Consider the following 15594-nt stretch of genomic DNA (forward strand, 5'->3'; position numbering starts at 1 on the left):
GCCAAGCGCCCGCCCGTAAAACCGAAGGTTTGCCTTCGGCAAAACGGGGGCGGGTCGGTCGCTGGCCATGACTTAAGCGTCGCGGCTTGGGATAAAACGCAAGCCGGGCAAATAACTCCAGGAGAAAAAACATGACCGAAATCCAAATCCTCGCCCTCTACGGCCTCTTGGTCATCCTGACCCTCATCCTGCAAGCCACGGGCGGGCTGACGCAGCTGGGCATGGGCTACCTGCTGGGCAGCCGCGATGAGGAGCGCACCGTCTCGGGCATCGCCGGGCGGCTCGAACGCGCGCTCAACAACTCCGTCACCGCCATGGTGCTCTTTGCCCCGGCGGTGCTGCTGATCGTTGTCACCGACAGCAGCACCAATCAGACCCTGCTCGCGGCACAGGCATTCCTGATCGCCCGCATCGTCTACCTGCCCTCCTACGCCTTCGGGATCACGGGGCTGCGCAGCCTGGCATGGGTGGTCGGCATCGTGGCCACCATCACGCTCTACCTGCTCGCCCTATGACACCCGAACTCACCGTCCTGACCCTGGCCGCGCTGTTGCAGGCGGTGCAATTCGCCCTGATGGCGATCCCGACCAATCTTGAGCTCGGCGCAGGCAAGACGCTCAGCCCGCGTGACCCCGAACGCCTGGGCGGCAGCCTGCAGGATCAGGTCTCGCCGCGCACCGGTCGGCTGATCCGCGCGATGAATAACCATTTTGAGGCCCTCATTCTCTTTACCATCGCCGTGCTGGTCGTCACCTTGTCAGGCCAGTCCGGCCCCTTCACCACTGCCTGCGCCTGGATCTATCTGGTTGCGCGGGTCGCCTATGTCCCGGTCTATGCTTACGGGCTGACCCCCTGGCGATCCCTGATCTGGGGTGTCGGGTTTTTCGCCACTCTCGCAATGCTGCTTGCAGCGCTTCTCTGAGCGGGTGAGTATGCACGCAACTCTGACCAACAGTATTTTGGCAATGTACCGAAAGCGCGCGGATGATGCGCGCGGGATGGCACAAGCCAAGCCACCGAATGACGATCAAGGAGAGTCACATGGCAAGTTATGACGTTATCATCATCGGCTCCGGCCCGGGCGGCTATGTCTGCGCGATCCGCTGCGCGCAACTGGGGCTGAAGGTGGCCTGTGTCGAGGGACGCGAGACCCTGGGCGGGACCTGCCTGAACATCGGCTGCATCCCGTCGAAAGCCCTGCTGCACGCGTCACATATGCTGCACGAGGCCGAACACAATTTCGCCGCCATGGGGCTGAAGGGCAAAAGCCCCTCCGTCGACTGGAAGCAGATGCTCTGCTACAAAGAAGAAACCATCGCTCAGAACACCAAGGGCATCGAGTTTCTGTTCAAAAAGAACAAGGTGGATTGGCTCAAGGGCTGGGGATCGATCCCCGAGGCGGGGAAGGTCAAGGTTGGCGAGGAGGTCCATGAGGCCAAGAACATCATCATCGCGTCCGGCTCCGAACCCGCAACGCTGCCCGGTGTGGAGGTTGACGAAAAGGTCGTTGTGACCTCCACCGGCGCGCTGGAGCTGGGCAAAGTGCCCAAAAAGATGGTTGTTATCGGGGCGGGCGTCATCGGGCTTGAGCTCGGGTCGGTCTATGCGCGCCTCGGGTCTGCGGTCACCGTGGTGGAGTTTCTAGACGTCATCACGCCCGGCATGGACGCGGAGGTCCAGAAAACCTTCCAGAAAATCCTCAAAAAGCAGGGGTTGGAATTCATCATGGGCGCGGCGGTTCAAAAGACCGAAAGCACCAAGACAAAAGCCAAGGTGCACTACAAGCTGCGCCAGGACGACAGTGAGCATATTCTGGACGCGGATACCGTGTTGGTTGCGACCGGCCGTAAACCCTATACGCAGGGGCTGGGGCTGGACGCTCTGGGCCTCAAGATGTCGTCGCGCGGCCAGATCGAGGTCAATGACAAGTGGGAAACCTCGGTGCCGGGCATCTATGCCATCGGGGACGTGATCGACGGCCCGATGCTGGCGCATAAGGCCGAAGACGAAGGTATGGCCGCAGCCGAGCAGGTCGCTGGAAAGCACGGCCACGTGAACTACGGTGTGATCCCCGGTGTGATCTATACGCACCCCGAAGTTGCCAATGTCGGCCTGACAGAAGACGCCCTGAAAGAAGCGGGCCACGCCTATAAGGTGGGAAAGTTCAGCTTTATGGGGAACGGTCGTGCCAAGGCGAATTTTGCGGGTGATGGGTTTGTCAAAATCCTTGCGGACAAATCGACGGACCGCATTCTCGGTGCGCATATCATCGGGCCGGCGGCGGGCGATCTGATCCATGAGATCTGTGTCGCAATGGAATTCGGGGCCTCTGCCCAAGACCTTGCGATGACCTGCCACGCACACCCGACCTATTCCGAAGCGGTCCGCGAAGCAGCGCTGGCCTGCGGGGACGGTCCGATCCACATGTAAGGCTGCGACGGCACCGCCGCGCGATGGGGTTTACCACATGGTCTTGGCCGCGCGCGCGTCCCAGGCCTCGTCGTAAGGGGCACCGCCTTCCTCTCCGTCGGTCATCTCTGCCAGGATCTGACCCACGGTGGGGAGAGCCCCTGTGTCGTCCTGCCCGGACCACAAGCCTGCCCGCATCAGAGCGCGCGCACATTGCGTGTAAATCTCAGCGATGTCGATGACAATCACCGTCGCGGGCAGACGCCCCTTTGTCCCAAAACGGGCCCGCAATTCATCCTCTACCGTAAGCCATGCCGTGCCATTGACCCGAACGACATTGTTCGATCCCGGCACCATAAACATCAGCGATACGCGCCCATCCCTGACAATATTCCGCAGCGAATCCAAACGGTTGTTTCCCCGCCAATCCGGTATGGCAAGCCTGCCCGGGTCCAGCTCCTGAACCACCGGACCCTCATCGCCACGCGGGCTGGCATCCGTGCCTTCGGGTCCGACGGTGCTGAGCACACAGAATTTGGAGGTCATGATCCATTTGCGATAAAGCGGCGTCAGACGGGTCGCGACCTTGCGCAGAGCCGGTGCCCCCGGCATGGCGTAGAGCCTCTCCAGATCCTCAATGCGGTCGATACGCTCAAGCTGTCTTGTCATGCGCGAACCCGGCCTCCGCCATCAATGCATCCGATGTACTTTCCACATCCGCCTCCAGCTTGGCCATGAAAGCCGACCGTTCCATCCCTGGCGCGATGGTCGGCAAAAACTCCACCACAGCCACGCCCGGCTTGCGAAGGATGCCGCGCTTGGGCCAGAGCACGCCGACATTTGTGGCAACGGGCACGCAAGGCTGGCTGAGCTGATCGTACAGAATCCCGGTCCCTACCTTGTAGGGCATCTTGACCCCAGGCGCGACCCGCGTGCCCTGAGAGTAGATGATAAGCTGACCCGGTGCGGTCCGGCCTGCGTTCACGTCCGCCACCATCTTGTCGATCGCAGCCCCCCGTTTACCACGATCAATAGGGACACAACCCAGCTTCTTCGCATAGAGCCCAATAACCGGCGCCATCAGAATTTCCTTTTTCATGATGAACTTGCCCGCAGGCAAGGCGGTGAAAATCATCATGATATCGAGGAAAGACTGATGTTTGGCCGCGACAAGCGCTTCGCCGGTCGGTGGTGTGCCGCGCACTTCGCATCTGATGCCGACCATCCACTGCGCCGTCCAGAACACATATCGCGAATAGCTTTTGCAGGCTGCAAATGCCCCACGCCGATCAAACAGCGCCCAAGGGGCAAACAGCAACCCGAAGATTGGCATCGCAACGTACATCTGGCCAATGAACACCACAGATCGCAGGTATTGAAGCACTATGCCAACTCTCCCAGAACCCGTTTGGCCGACCATCCGGTCGCCCCAAAAGCAACAACGGCAGCCAGCAGCGGGATCAACAGCGGCAGCGCCCATTCAAGGCCCTGAAACCCAAGCCCGGTCAGGAATCCTCCCGCATCCGAGGCTGGCGGCAAAAGCAGAACCGCGACCATTCCGAGCAGCGTGCCGCCCAGAGCCCCCGCCAGAGCCCGCCCCGTGAACCGTCGCACAAAGGCCTGCGCAATGAATTGATCGGTCGCCCCCACAAGGCGTAAAACCTTGATAACCTGCGCATTAGCGGCCAGCGCGGCATTGGCTGCCAAGGTCACCACCGCAGCCATCGTCACCGCCAGCAAAACGATGGAAATCCCGCCCAGAAGCCTGAGCCTGTCCGCCGCTTCGACAAGCGGCGCCCGCCATTGGGTGTGGTCATCCAGAACCGCCCCCGGCACCTCAGCGGCCAGCCGCAACCGCAGGCCCGCGGCGTCAAATCCGGTGTCCTCTTCGATTACCTCGATAAGCTGCGGAACCGGCAGGTTTTCAATATCCAGCTCCGGCCCGAACCACGGCGCGAGCAGTGCCTGTTGCTCTTCGGTGTCCAGCGCGCGGGCAAAAGCCACGCCCGCCGTGGTCTGCAAAATGCGCAAGGCCGCCTCTGTCTGCGCGTCGCGCTGCTCAAGCGGCGCGACAATCCGAATGGTCGCGGACTGCGCCAGCTCATCGCCCCAGCGCGCCGCCAGCCGACCCGACGCAAGGCTCAGAGCCAGGGCGAAAACCGCAAGAAAGGCCATTGCCGCCGCGGCAAAGACCAACAGGTGCGCCGTGAAACCCGACGGCGGAACCACCCGGCCCGCTTGCCCATCCGTGCGCCACAAAAGGCTCATGCCGACCAAGCGCTTCAAAGATCCGCCCCGGCAAGCTGCACCCGGTTGCTGGCAATCCGCAACACCCGAGCCTGCACCTGTGACTTCGCGGCACGGATCAGACTGAGATCATGCGTGGCGACAAGGACCGTCTTTCCCATCTTGTTCAATTCGACCAGGAGCCGCAAAAGCCGTTGAGACATCTCCCAGTCGACATTCCCCGTGGGTTCATCCGCGATGATGACATCCGGCGACATGATGACACCCCGGGCAAGGGCTGCCCGCTGACGTTCACCCCCCGACAGCTCTGGCGGCAGAGCATCTGCGCGGTGGGTCAGATCAACCCATGCCATCAGATCCTCAAGGTCCTGTTGGGCGTCCTCGGCAGCGCGGTCAGAAGCAATCAGTGGCAGGGCAAGGTTTTCGGACAGGGTCAGATGATCAAGGAACTGGCAATCCTGATGCACCACCCCCATCCGCCGCCGCAGGATCGCGATATCGTCTCGCGTCAGGGCCGCAAGATCTTTGTCAAAGATCGTCACCTGCCCCGCCGTCGGCAAGAGCGCGCCATAGCACAGCTTGAGAAAGGTGGTTTTCCCCGCGCCGGACGGCCCGGTGAGAAAATGAAAGGACCCCGGTGCCAGCCTGAGCGAAATGTCCGAAAAAAGGGCGCCGCCACTGTAGCTGTAGGCGACATTTTCCAACTCGATCACGTGGCCTCCTGGTCCGTTGTCGCGCAGTTGTGCCCCAGCCTCGGCCTGGTTTCAATGCATCACTTGCCAAGTTTATGCTCAGTTAGCACTTTTCGCAGAGACATGTTCCCCATATGGTGCCGGAAAACGAAAACGACTGGGGTTATATGCAGCAGGATCCGACATGCGTTTGATTTGTCCTAACTGTGATGCACAATACGAAGTGCCTGACGGTGTCATGCCGCGCGACGGGCGCGATGTGCAATGTTCAAACTGTGGCCAGACTTGGTTCCAGAAACATCCCGATGCAGCGTCTGAGCGAGAAGAAGATGCGGAGCCCCTCGCAAAGGCTGAAGAGGAAAGTCTTGCATCAGAGCCTGAGGGTGACGCCAAGGTCGAGCCTGAAACTAAGGCTGAAACTGAGGCTGGGGCTGAAACACCGCCATCGCCAGAGACGCCCGAACCAGCACCACCAGCGAGACGTGAGCTGGACCCGACTGTGGCGGAGGTTCTGCGCACCGAAGCCGAGCTTGAGGCGCAAGCACGCAAAAACGAAACGACCGGTGTCGAAAGCCAACCCGATCTAGGCCTGACGGAAGCGCCGGAACCTGCCGGAAAGCGCCCGGTGCCGAACAAGCCCAAGGCACCGGAAGGTCAGAAAGACGATGCGACGTCTGTCGCGGTTGCCTCGGTGATGCCCAAGGGCGGCGATCTTCTGCCCGACATCGAAGAGATCAACTCCACGCTGCGCTCCAACAACGACCGCGCGCCGGGGGCAGATGCGGGGCAGACCGGTCAGATCGAGGTTCAGGAAAAGCGGAGCTCCCGTCGGGGATTCATCCTGACAATCGCGCTGGTGGTGATCCTTGTCATGATTTACATCTACGCGCCGCAGCTGGCGCAGGCCGTACCGCAAGCCGAGCCGATGCTGAGCGGATATGTTTCAATGATCGACGGCTGGCGGGTCTGGCTGGATGCGCAGGTTTCCTCCGCGTTAAGCTGGCTGGATGCCGCTGCGAATTCCTCCAGCCAGTAGTCGCGCGCTGCTTCAGAAGCGATCAAGCAGCCGGTTCAAGTAATCCCGCTCAACATCCGGACGATCTGTCTCGCCGGATCGACGTCGTATCTCGTCAAGCAGTTCGCGCGCACGGCCATAGGCGTCGTCGTTCAGGGCCAGCGGGCTGTCGTCACCCTGCGCACCGGAGTTACCCGCCTCGCGCCCGAGGGGGTCCCGGCTCTCAGCGCGGCGGTCGGATTCCTGCATCCCCTGACCCGGCTGGCCGTTCTGCTGCTGTTCCGCCATCATTTCACCCAAGGCACGCATCCCCTCGCGCAGCGCTTCCATGGCCTGCCCCTGATTGTCTATCGCCTCGGCAAGATCGTTCTGGCGCAAGGCATCCTCTGCCCCGTCCATGGCGCGCCCTGCACGGTCCAGCGCATCGCGGGCAGCATCGCCCTCGGGGGTTCCACTGCCAGGCAGGTTCCCCTGCTGGCGGCGCAATTCCTCGCGCAGCGCCCGCTGACGGTCTGCGATGTCTCCCTCGGCAGAGCCCTGTGCCCCACCTTGACCCTGTTGGTTATTCTGGGCCTGTCCCCCTTGTTGATCGCCGTTTTGACCCTCGCCCTGACCTTGGCCTTCATGCTCAGTACCACGCCCCTGACCGCCACTGCTGCCTTCGTTGCCCTGGCTCTCTCCGGCTTGCGCATTGGGGTTGAACTGTTCCTGCAGGTCGCGGAACGCCTGATCGCTCAGCCCTTGCTGCTCGCGCAGCGTCTCGGACAGCCCTTCCATGGCCTGTTCTCCCGCACTCTGCCCGCCTTGGCCCTGCTGACCCTGGGTGACGCGCATGTTCTCCATCATCTGCTGAAGCTCTTGCAGCGCCTGTTGCGCCTCGGCCATGCGGCCTTGTTCCATCAGTTCCTGGATGCGGTCCATCATGCGCTGCAGGTCATCCTGGGTCATTTGCATGGAATTCTGCGGGTCACCCTGCTGACCCTGCTGGCCGTCCTGTTCCTGCTGGCGCTGTGCCTGACGGGAAAGCTGTTGCAGGTAGTCTTCGGTTGCCCGCCGCAATTCGCGCATCAATTCGGCGATTTCCTCATCCGATGCGCCGTTCTTGATCGCTTCGTTCAGCCGCTCCTGTGCCCGCCGCATCCGATCTGCGGCATCGGCCAGATCGCCCTCTTCGAGGATCAGGGCAAGGTCCCACATTTCATCAGCCAGCTCTTGCTGTTTTTCATCGGTGATGCCGTAGCTGGCGTGGATTTCCAGCTTTTGGATCAGTTTACGCAACCGCAGCGCATCGGTTTGCTTGCGGAACAACTCCTCTGGCAGATATGAGACCGCCCGCAATACCTGTGCGATACGCGTGCTGTTGGACCGCGACCACAACAGATCGCGGCGTGCCTCAATGACAGATGCGGCCAGCGGGTCAAAGAACCGCCGCCCCGGCAGAATGATTGCACGCGGGTCGGTTTCGACCTGCTGCTCCGCCCCGTCGAGTGCTGAAAGTCGCACCTGCACAGGAAGGTTCGCCCAAGGGTGCTCGGAGAAATCCTCAATCAGGTTCTCCTCGAAGGCGTCACGGCTGCCAGAGATCGGCATCGGCAGCGGTACAACCAGTTCCGGGCGCGGTTCGGGGTCAATCGCCAGACCATAGCGACGATCCACCGAGACAAGATCAAGAGTGAAGGTTGCCTCTCCGGCCTCAACCGCGTAGTCGTCCCGGGCGGTGAAGGGCAGCGTCATCTCGCCCATCGCGGAGGCACTGGGGTCTTCCAGAACAGCAACCTCGGGAGGCTGATCCGGGATCACGGCGACCTGCCAGGTCCGCCCCCCCGGGCCATTGATCGAAATTTCGCCGTCCTGCACCACAATGAAGTCCTGCGCGGGATCGGAGGCTGCAGGCACCTCGGTGCGGCCCGACACCGTTTCCGACAGGGTCAGGGCGCCGATTTCGCCGTACATGCGCAGGGTAATCAGGCTGCCGACAGGGACAGCCAACTCGCCCTCGGCGATGTCATTGAGGTAGATTGTCGGCCGACCTGTGTAGCGCGGGCTCTCCGCCCAGCCTTCCCAGACCGGACCAGTGGCAAGCCCGCCTGCACCGGGTGTCATATCCGAAACCGATCCGACCCGCCAGATGGAGCCAAAGAGCAGCGCGACCCCAAAAGCCAAGATGGCCATATACCGCAAGGCATAAGGGTCGCGGGAGGCAATACGCAAATCCGCGGGCACAGGCTCGGCCTGCGCTGCGCGTTCTGCCATGCGCGCCTGGTGCGCGCGCCAGACGACCGTGGAGGCCACGTCTTGCGCCCCGATGGTCTGCGTGTCGGTCATTGCCTGCAGCGGGCGGCCAGGCAGGCTGGCATCCAGACGCGCCACCGCCTGTGCCTGCGTCGGTACGCGAAACACCTTGAACGCATAGAACAAGGCCCCAAAACCCGCCACGCCAGCGGTTACGACAAGCGCCCAGACGACCTCTACCACCAGGCTGTCCTGCAGGCCGAGCATCAAGGCTGCGAGCACCAGAAGGCAGACCGTCATCAGCGGCCAAAGGCTTTGCACAGCAGCCTCGGCAAACATCCCCAACCATGTCAGGCGCAGCGGCCAGCGCACCGATTTCAGGGTGCGATCCACATCGTGCCGGGAAAAAGACGCCATAAAGTCATGCTCCAATGCCATCAGCCTAGATGCTTTCAAACATCAAAGCCACTCAGGGATGGTATCGCGATTTATCATTTCGTCAAAGGTCGGACGTCGGCGAATAACCGCAAATTGATCTTTTTGGACCAAAACCTCCGGTATCAGGGGGCGTGAATTGTATTCGCTGCTCATTACCGCGCCATATGCTCCGGCTGAGCGGAAGGCGACGAGCTCTCCGGCGGCGACGGGAGGCATCATCCGCTCTTTTGCAAAGGTGTCACCAGATTCGCAAACCGGTCCGACGATATCGAATTTAACCTGCTCCGCACCTGGGTCCGCTTCGACCACCGGCACGATATCGTGATAAGCCTCATACATGGCGGGGCGGATCAGATCATTCATCGCCCCATCGATGATGAGAAAATCGCGGTCCTCACCCGATTTGACGTAGATGACCTCGGATACCATCAGCCCGGCATTTCCCGCAATGAGCCGCCCCGGCTCGATCTCGATCTCGCAGCCCAGATGGCCCAGCGTGCGTTTGACCAAGGCACCATAATCCGAGGGCAGGGGCGGGGCCTGATTGTCACGGGTATAAGGGATGCCGAGACCCCCACCCAGATCGAGCCTGCGGATATCGTGACCTTCGGCGCGCAGAAGCTCCGTCAGTTCCGCAACTTTCTGGTAGGCCAGCTCAAAGGGGGCAAGATCGGTGAGCTGGCTGCCGATGTGCACGTCAATGCCAATGACGTCGAGTCCCGGCATCGCAGCCGCCATGGCATAGACCTCACGGGTCCGGGCAATCGGAATGCCGAACTTGTTTTCGGATTTGCCAGTGGCGATTTTTGCGTGCGTCTTGGCATCCACATCCGGGTTCACGCGGATCGTGATCGGGGCCACCACCCCCATGGAAAGCGCCGTGGCGTTGAGCACCTCCATCTCGGGCTCGGATTCCACGTTGAACTGGCGGATGCCACCTTCGAGTGCCAGCCGGATCTCAGCCGCTGTTTTGCCAACCCCGGAAAAAACGATCCGGTCCCCCGGCACACCCACAGCCTTGGCCCGCAGGTATTCCCCCCCCGAGACCACATCCATACCCGCACCCGCCTGTGCCAGTGTCTTCAGAATCGCCTGATTGCTGGCCGCCTTCATGGCGTAGCAAACCAGATGGTCGGTGCCGTCCAACGCGTCGTTAAAAAGGTGGTAGTGCCGCAGCAATGTCGCCGTGGAATACACATAAAAAGGCGTCCCGACCGACGCTGCGATCTCGGGGATGGGGACGTCTTCGGCGTGCAGGACGCCGTCGCGGTATAGAAAATGATCCATGCCAGCGCCTTACGCAAAAGCACCGGTAAGATCAATCTGACAAAAAGCGCCTTGCAGAGGTGTTTTGGGAGCGGTGCTGTCCGGAACCCCTGAGGTGCTCAGGTGGCTGATACCGCCCGCATCCGCAAGAACAGATAGAGTGGCAAACCACAGCTGACCCCGATGCAGAAGGTCGCCGGAATCGCCACGAGCCCAAGCCAGCGGCGGGTGCGCACGACCTCGGCGATGATCCAGACCGTCAGCGCCACGGCGGCAATCGTCAGATCCCAGACCAGACCGCTGGTGGCGGCATTCACATGCCAGGCATCCACCATCGCCATCAGGTCATAGCCATTGGCGTTGAACCAACTGATGAAGTAATACATCGGGTGGATTGCACCCCAGACCGCCAGTGCCAGAAATATCGCCCGCGTCACACCCATCTCAGTTGCCCTTTACGATCCCGTAGCGCGCATATCCGGAAAAAGTGACGCCCGTGGTCTCGGCAGGCGGGTCAGCAGGTTTGCTGCTGTGCCGCAGATTTGCGTTTTGCGGGCCGGTGCAGGCCGCCACGCCAAACACACAAAGACAGATCAGCGCAAACCGCATTGCTAGAGGCCCAGAAAGACCGACAGCGGCCCCTGGCTGACCCCGACACCGACACTGGGCGAGATGCCGCCATCGCCGATGGTCACCGCCCCCGCCAGTGTCGGACGGATCGGTTCGCCATCCACGCCGCAGGCGGTCAGGGCGGCAAGGCACAACAGCAAAGCGGCGGCGCGTTTCACGAGATCAGGTCCTTCCAACGGCTCACTTGTTCGCGCACCCTTTCAGGTGCCGTCCCCCCGTAGGATATACGGCTGCGCACCGAGTTTTCTACCCCCAGCACGTCAAAGACGTCATTTGTGATGCCCGCATGCGCGGATTGCATCTCATCCAGGGACAGATCCGGCAGATCACAACCCTTTTGTTCCGCCAGGGCGACAAGGCTGCCGGTGATGTGATGCGCCTCGCGGAAGGGCAGCCCGAGCACGCGCACCAGCCAGTCCGCCAGATCCGTGGCTGTTGAAAACCCGGAGCCGGCTGCCGCGGCAAGGCTCTCGCGGTTGGCGGTCATGTCACTGACCATGCCCGTCATCGCAGCCAGCGCCAGCATCAGATTGTCTGCTGCATCAAAGACCTGTTCCTTGTCCTCCTGCATGTCCTTGGAATAGGTCAGCGGCAGACCCTTCATCACCATCATCAGGGCGGTATTGGCGCCAAAAATCCGCCCCACCTTGGCCCGGATCAGCTCGGCTGCGTCGGGGTTTTTCTTTTGCGGCATGATGGACGAACCTGTCGAAAACCGGTCCGACAAGGTGACAAACCGAAACTGCGCGGACGACCAGATGACGAGTTCCTCGGCAAAACGACTGAGGTGGATGGCACAGATGCTCGCGGCGCCGAGGAACTCCAGCGCGAAATCACGGTCACTGACGGCATCCAGCGAATTGGCGGCAGGCGTATCAAAGCCGAGGGCCTCTGCGGTCATATGCCGGTCGATGGGAAAAGACGTGCCTGCAAGCGCCGCCGCCCCCAAGGGCGAGGTGTTCATGCGCACGCGGGCATCGCGCACGCGACCGAGATCGCGGCCAAACATCTCCACATAGGCCATCATGTGATGACCCCAGGTCACGGGTTGAGCGGTCTGCAAATGGGTAAAGCCGGGCATCACCCAATCCGCCCCTGCCTCAGCCTGGGCGAGCAAGGCGCGCATTAGGGCCAGCAGCCCCCTTTCGGCAGCATCAAGCTGGTCGCGGACCCACAGCTTGAAATCCGTGGCCACCTGATCGTTCCGGCTGCGCCCGGTGTGCAACCGGCCTGCGGGGTCCCCGATCAGGTCCTTCAGGCGTGCCTCGACGTTCATGTGGATGTCTTCCAACGCGGTTGAAAACTGAAAAGTCCCCACCTCGATCTCTGACAAGACCGTGAGCAGCCCTTCCCGAATTGCGTCAACATCGCTACGCTCCAAGATGCCTGTCGCCCCCAGCATTGCGGCATGCGCACGCGAGCCTGCAATATCCTGTGCGGCCATACGCTTGTCGAACCCGATGGAGGCATTAATTGCTTCCATGATCGCGTCGGGTCCGTCGGCAAAACGGCCGCCCCACATCTGGTTGGAGGATTTCGGCGTTGGCGTGTCGGTCATCTTTAGTCAGCCCTTCGGAGGGAAAATGAAAAAACTGGTTTCAGCGCTCGTGTATACGGCCCTTTCGTTCGGTGCAATCGTGGGGGCCACCGCCGCGCAGGCGGACCTTGAAGCCGCCGCGTTGATGCGCGAGGGCGACATGAAAAAACTGATCATTCATGACACACCGCAGGCCACCTCCTCTGCTGCGTTTTTTCTGGAGGATGACGGCGGCAAAGCAACGCTGGAGGACTACGAGGGGAAATACATCCTGCTCAACTTCTGGGCCACATGGTGTGCCCCCTGCCGCAAGGAAATGCCCTATTTTTCAGAGTTACAGAGGGAATTCGGCGGAGATGACTTTGAAGTGCTGACAATTGCATCGGGTCGCAATTCTCCGGAAGGGATCAAGAAGTTCTTCGCGGAGGTGGGAGTTGACAACCTGCCACGGCATCAGGATCCGAAACAGGCGCTGTCGAGCCAGATGGGCATCTTCGGGCTGCCGATCACTGTTCTGATCGATCCTGAAGGCCGCGAGATTGCCCGCCTGCGCGGGGATGCGGAGTGGGCATCGGACAACGCCAAGGCAATCCTCGCCACCATCCTCGGCCGTAAGGCAAGCTAAGGGGGTCGCTTTTGAGCTTGGGCCGCATCAAATCATTTCATCGCGCAGGCCCTTTAGAGATTCCACCAAGCAAAGGAACCCTTGGCTTTCAGGATTGCTCGTCACTCATTCGCTCCCGCTTGAGCCATCATGGCGAAAAGCCGATCAGGCTCGTATCGCGACGTCCAACCCAAGCGACAGGGAGCGCAAAGCAGTCCTAAATCAGCGCCAGATTACTGACCTAAGTCCTTCCACCAGCTCGTTGCCTTGTGGCGCCGCATCACCGGTGCCTTTGGTAAAACAAACCACTTCGCTGCGATCCGGATCGTCACCATGCTGAGCGCGGTTGACGAAGGTGTGGTGCACGATCCAAAAATCAGTGTTGCGGGGGGGGAGCTCATCGAGAAACATCAAGAGCGGCTCCGCACCGTTTTCGATCTGGACGAGCGTCGCCGTGTATCGCTGCGCGCCATCGGTCAGCACAATAACGTCATCAACGGGGGGCACACCATGACTGTCGCGTTCGCAAGGATTTGTCGCTGGTGTATCCACTGCAGCTGACACGAGTTGATGAACTCTTTGAGCCACACATTTGCGCAGAAAATCCTGCCGGGTCTCCCGGTCCGATGGCGGAATGTCGCAAACCCCATGGAGCTCAATCACATCCCCCCGCCATGACCAGGCAGCACCGACAGCGATGGAAGTGACGGGCGCGGCTTCGAGCCCGTCTATCTCCGTCCGGGACCAAGAAACAAGGAACGTGTCCCAAACGCCTGTTTTCATACGATCAAATGCCCACTTAACCCGTTCACCAAAAGGCTAACGATTGATACGGCTGGTGTGAAGCGAGAAATTGTGGCCCAGGCGCTGGCTCACCACAATAGGTGGTATTTCGCCTGTTTAGCGTGTTTCGTCTGCCTCAGCACAATCATAAAGGTAGCTGCCTGAGCCGGTTTTTTTTAGTCTCGTACAGGGTTTAGAGCGGTTTGCAAAGTGACCCCGACAGAACGCCTTAGAGCCGGTAGGCGTTAAGCCGTTCCCAAGAAATCCCGCGCGATACGTTCGAAGACGGCGCTCCCGATCAGAATCAGATCATCGGGAAAGTCAGAATCGGGGTTCAATAGGGCTGCGTTTTGCGCGCCCGGCCCCAAGCACAGCACTGCAGCCTTGGCTTCCTGACCGAATACGCCAAAACCTCAGATGCTCGCAGGCGCACCTCACGCAGTCCGTTTTGGGACACTGATCACATCCAGAACTGCTGCTGCGGCATCGGGAACAGCAGCATGGGCAATCTTGCCGGTTAGCTTGATTTCAGACCCGAGAGAGCGCGCAATCGCAACACTTTGAGCACGACAATCACTTGCCCGCCCTTTCGGTTTCGAACGATTGGCGTGGTCTTGCGTATATCATCAAGTAAACCCGCGATATCCAGCCAGCAGGTCCAAGCAACCAGCTGCCAGCCCGTGCCGTCCTCCGGATCCTAAGAAAGTTGATGCTTGGAGCAAGAGCCGGACAGGGAGGGGCACGGCTGTGCCGAAAGGCCAGACGCGTGTATGGTTAGGGCGACCTGGTGCCGCTGACCAACCTGTAAATCCGGCTCCAGAACCATGCAAACAGATATGATTTCACAGCAGGTGGCGGACAAGGGAGACCCGCGCGCTCTTGCTAGGGGTGTGCTCCTGTGGCGATCTTGTTGGCAAACTCGTGGTTCTTATCGCGATGCCCGGCTTCATCCGCGCGGATCACGATCACCACTTCGCGCAATCGCGCATTGTCAGGCAGTTTCCAGTAATCCTTGGCGATCTGTGGCGCGGCAACGTTTTCAACATTCCCAGCGTCAATTTGCTCCAGATACTGCGTGTAGCTGACAACAGCCTCTTCCTCCAGATACCCCACAACGCGGTGGGCCACACGTGGTGCCAACAGGTAGAGGAAAAAATACAGATTATAGAACACCAACTGCGTAGCCGCGATCAGGAAGCGTTCAAACCGTGATGGTTGAGCGATCTTGATAAAGGTCATAAGGTGCATCCGTTCATTGTCGGCTTCTTCGATCAGTTCTCTGATCCAGCCTTGGTCATCACGAATATGCCGAAGCGCCTTAAGGTGTTGCAGCAAGCCGCCGACCATGCCGGGCACGGCTGCGACTGTTTCGAGCACAACGGCACGGTGACCATAGCGGCCCGCAAAAAACTTGTCTGCAAACACGCGCATGAATTTTACGATGCGCAGTGCAATACGGTCTTTCAGGTCCTGTGGCACATGATGCTGAAAGCTCTCAGGAGCTAACTCGGCGTCAAAACTAATTTCGTTTTTCATCGGTCCTCTCTCCATGTCACATGTTCAGAATATATGTTGCGCGTCGGAGTAATCACCGGCTGTGACCTGCGGCATATTCTCATTCTGCGTCCATTCGAACGACCCTGATGCCTGGATCGGTCAGATACCGCGCGGAGGCTTCGGATCGACGGCCAGGGCGCTGCTCTCAGCGGGTTCCATGGCCGACCGTCCCGAGGTTTGCACG

17 protein-coding genes are annotated in these 15594 nt (G+C 60.4%); 5 read left to right on the forward strand and 12 right to left on the reverse strand.

Annotation, left to right across the window (positions count from 1 at the left end):
• The first annotated feature begins 131 nt into the window (after positions 1-131).
• From H7847_RS08325 to lpdA, 3 genes are all read left to right on the forward strand, one after another.
• Positions 132-515, forward strand: coding sequence for an MAPEG family protein (locus H7847_RS08325; protein WP_227268943.1), 384 nt, complete (start codon positions 132-134; stop codon positions 513-515).
• Positions 512-922: an MAPEG family protein gene (locus tag H7847_RS08330; protein ID WP_227268944.1), complete on the forward strand. Its 411-nt coding sequence runs from the start codon at positions 512-514 to the stop codon at positions 920-922. The genes H7847_RS08325 and H7847_RS08330 overlap by 4 nt, the downstream gene beginning before the upstream one ends.
• A 119-nt stretch (positions 923-1041) precedes the next feature.
• Positions 1042-2430 carry a dihydrolipoyl dehydrogenase gene (lpdA, locus tag H7847_RS08335; RefSeq protein ID WP_227268946.1) on the forward strand — a complete coding sequence of 463 codons (1389 nt, stop codon included), beginning with the start codon at positions 1042-1044 and terminating at the stop codon, positions 2428-2430.
• Positions 2431-2460: 30 nt separating this feature from the next.
• On the opposite strand, the gene H7847_RS08340 is transcribed toward lpdA, so the two are convergent.
• The 4 genes from H7847_RS08340 to H7847_RS08355 are packed head-to-tail and all read right to left on the reverse strand — an operon-like array spanning position 2461 to position 5369.
• Positions 2461-3078 (reverse strand): pyridoxamine 5'-phosphate oxidase family protein, encoded by a 618-nt coding sequence (locus H7847_RS08340; protein WP_227268948.1) that lies wholly within the window; start codon positions 3076-3078, stop codon positions 2461-2463.
• Positions 3062-3793, reverse strand: a complete 732-nt coding sequence (locus tag H7847_RS08345; RefSeq protein WP_227268950.1) for a lysophospholipid acyltransferase family protein — start codon at positions 3791-3793, stop codon at positions 3062-3064. Before H7847_RS08345 ends, H7847_RS08340 begins: the two co-directional genes overlap by 17 nt.
• A complete protein-coding gene (locus H7847_RS08350) occupies positions 3793-4677 on the reverse strand; it encodes a cell division protein FtsX (protein ID WP_227268999.1) in 885 nt (294 codons plus the stop codon). Before H7847_RS08350 ends, H7847_RS08345 begins: the two co-directional genes overlap by 1 nt.
• A gap of 14 nt (positions 4678-4691) precedes the next feature.
• On the reverse strand, positions 4692-5369 hold the full coding sequence (locus tag H7847_RS08355) for a cell division ATP-binding protein FtsE (protein WP_227268952.1): 678 nt from the start codon (positions 5367-5369) through the stop codon (positions 4692-4694).
• 163 nt (positions 5370-5532) lie between these two features.
• Here H7847_RS08355 and H7847_RS08360 point away from each other — a divergent pair, with 163 nt between their 5' ends.
• On the forward strand, positions 5533-6384 hold the full coding sequence (locus tag H7847_RS08360) for a zinc-ribbon domain-containing protein (RefSeq protein WP_227268953.1): 852 nt from the start codon (positions 5533-5535) through the stop codon (positions 6382-6384).
• Between the two features lie 12 nt (positions 6385-6396).
• On the opposite strand, the gene H7847_RS08365 is transcribed toward H7847_RS08360, so the two are convergent.
• From H7847_RS08365 to argH, 6 genes are all read right to left on the reverse strand, one after another.
• Positions 6397-9012, reverse strand: a complete 2616-nt coding sequence (locus tag H7847_RS08365; protein ID WP_227268956.1) for a TIGR02302 family protein — start codon at positions 9010-9012, stop codon at positions 6397-6399.
• A 42-nt stretch (positions 9013-9054) separates the two neighbouring features.
• Positions 9055-10320, reverse strand: a complete 1266-nt coding sequence (gene lysA, locus H7847_RS08370; RefSeq protein WP_227268958.1) for a diaminopimelate decarboxylase — start codon at positions 10318-10320, stop codon at positions 9055-9057.
• A gap of 98 nt (positions 10321-10418) precedes the next feature.
• Positions 10419-10742, reverse strand: coding sequence for a DUF2834 domain-containing protein (locus H7847_RS08375; protein WP_227268960.1), 324 nt, complete (start codon positions 10740-10742; stop codon positions 10419-10421).
• Position 10743: 1 nt separating this feature from the next.
• Positions 10744-10908 (reverse strand): hypothetical protein, encoded by a 165-nt coding sequence (locus H7847_RS08380; RefSeq protein WP_227268961.1) that lies wholly within the window; start codon positions 10906-10908, stop codon positions 10744-10746.
• Positions 10909-10910: 2 nt separating this feature from the next.
• Positions 10911-11087, reverse strand: a complete 177-nt coding sequence (locus tag H7847_RS08385; RefSeq protein ID WP_227268963.1) for a hypothetical protein — start codon at positions 11085-11087, stop codon at positions 10911-10913.
• Positions 11084-12487, reverse strand: a complete 1404-nt coding sequence (argH, locus tag H7847_RS08390; RefSeq protein WP_227268965.1) for an argininosuccinate lyase — start codon at positions 12485-12487, stop codon at positions 11084-11086. The genes H7847_RS08385 and argH overlap by 4 nt, the downstream gene beginning before the upstream one ends.
• 25 nt (positions 12488-12512) lie before the next feature.
• Here argH and H7847_RS08395 point away from each other — a divergent pair, with 25 nt between their 5' ends.
• The gene (locus H7847_RS08395) at positions 12513-13091 is read left to right on the forward strand and encodes a TlpA disulfide reductase family protein (protein WP_227268966.1); all 579 of its coding nucleotides are present in this window, start codon (positions 12513-12515) and stop codon (positions 13089-13091) included.
• Positions 13092-13292: 201 nt separating this feature from the next.
• On the opposite strand, the gene H7847_RS08400 is transcribed toward H7847_RS08395, so the two are convergent.
• Complete coding sequence (locus tag H7847_RS08400) at positions 13293-13553, reverse strand: hypothetical protein (protein WP_227268967.1); 261 nt, start codon at positions 13551-13553, stop codon at positions 13293-13295.
• A gap of 1182 nt (positions 13554-14735) precedes the next feature.
• Positions 14736-15389, reverse strand: coding sequence for an alternative oxidase (locus H7847_RS08405; RefSeq protein WP_227268968.1), 654 nt, complete (start codon positions 15387-15389; stop codon positions 14736-14738).
• Between the last annotated feature and the right edge of the window lie 205 nt (positions 15390-15594).

Source organism: Roseobacter weihaiensis (assembly GCF_020622345.1).
GTDB classification, from domain to species: domain Bacteria; phylum Pseudomonadota; class Alphaproteobacteria; order Rhodobacterales; family Rhodobacteraceae; genus Roseobacter; species Roseobacter weihaiensis.

Excerpts from the sequence above, each read along its gene's own strand:
- H7847_RS08325 (WP_227268943.1), top strand. The coding sequence starts at position 132 with ATGACCGAAATCCAAATCCTCGCCCTCTACGGCCTCTTGGTCATCCTG.
- H7847_RS08330 (WP_227268944.1), top strand. The coding sequence starts at position 512 with ATGACACCCGAACTCACCGTCCTGACCCTGGCCGCGCTGTTGCAGGCG.
- lpdA (WP_227268946.1), top strand. The coding sequence starts at position 1,042 with ATGGCAAGTTATGACGTTATCATCATCGGCTCCGGCCCGGGCGGCTAT.
- H7847_RS08340 (WP_227268948.1), bottom strand. The coding sequence starts at position 3,078 with ATGACAAGACAGCTTGAGCGTATCGACCGCATTGAGGATCTGGAGAGG.
- H7847_RS08350 (WP_227268999.1), bottom strand. The coding sequence starts at position 4,677 with ATGAGCCTTTTGTGGCGCACGGATGGGCAAGCGGGCCGGGTGGTTCCG.
- H7847_RS08360 (WP_227268953.1), top strand. The coding sequence starts at position 5,533 with ATGCGTTTGATTTGTCCTAACTGTGATGCACAATACGAAGTGCCTGAC.
- H7847_RS08365 (WP_227268956.1), bottom strand. The coding sequence starts at position 9,012 with ATGGCGTCTTTTTCCCGGCACGATGTGGATCGCACCCTGAAATCGGTG.
- lysA (WP_227268958.1), bottom strand. The coding sequence starts at position 10,320 with ATGGATCATTTTCTATACCGCGACGGCGTCCTGCACGCCGAAGACGTC.
- H7847_RS08375 (WP_227268960.1), bottom strand. The coding sequence starts at position 10,742 with ATGGGTGTGACGCGGGCGATATTTCTGGCACTGGCGGTCTGGGGTGCA.
- H7847_RS08380 (WP_227268961.1), bottom strand. The coding sequence starts at position 10,908 with ATGCGGTTTGCGCTGATCTGTCTTTGTGTGTTTGGCGTGGCGGCCTGC.
- argH (WP_227268965.1), bottom strand. The coding sequence starts at position 12,487 with ATGACCGACACGCCAACGCCGAAATCCTCCAACCAGATGTGGGGCGGC.
- H7847_RS08395 (WP_227268966.1), top strand. The coding sequence starts at position 12,513 with ATGAAAAAACTGGTTTCAGCGCTCGTGTATACGGCCCTTTCGTTCGGT.
- H7847_RS08405 (WP_227268968.1), bottom strand. The coding sequence starts at position 15,389 with ATGAAAAACGAAATTAGTTTTGACGCCGAGTTAGCTCCTGAGAGCTTT.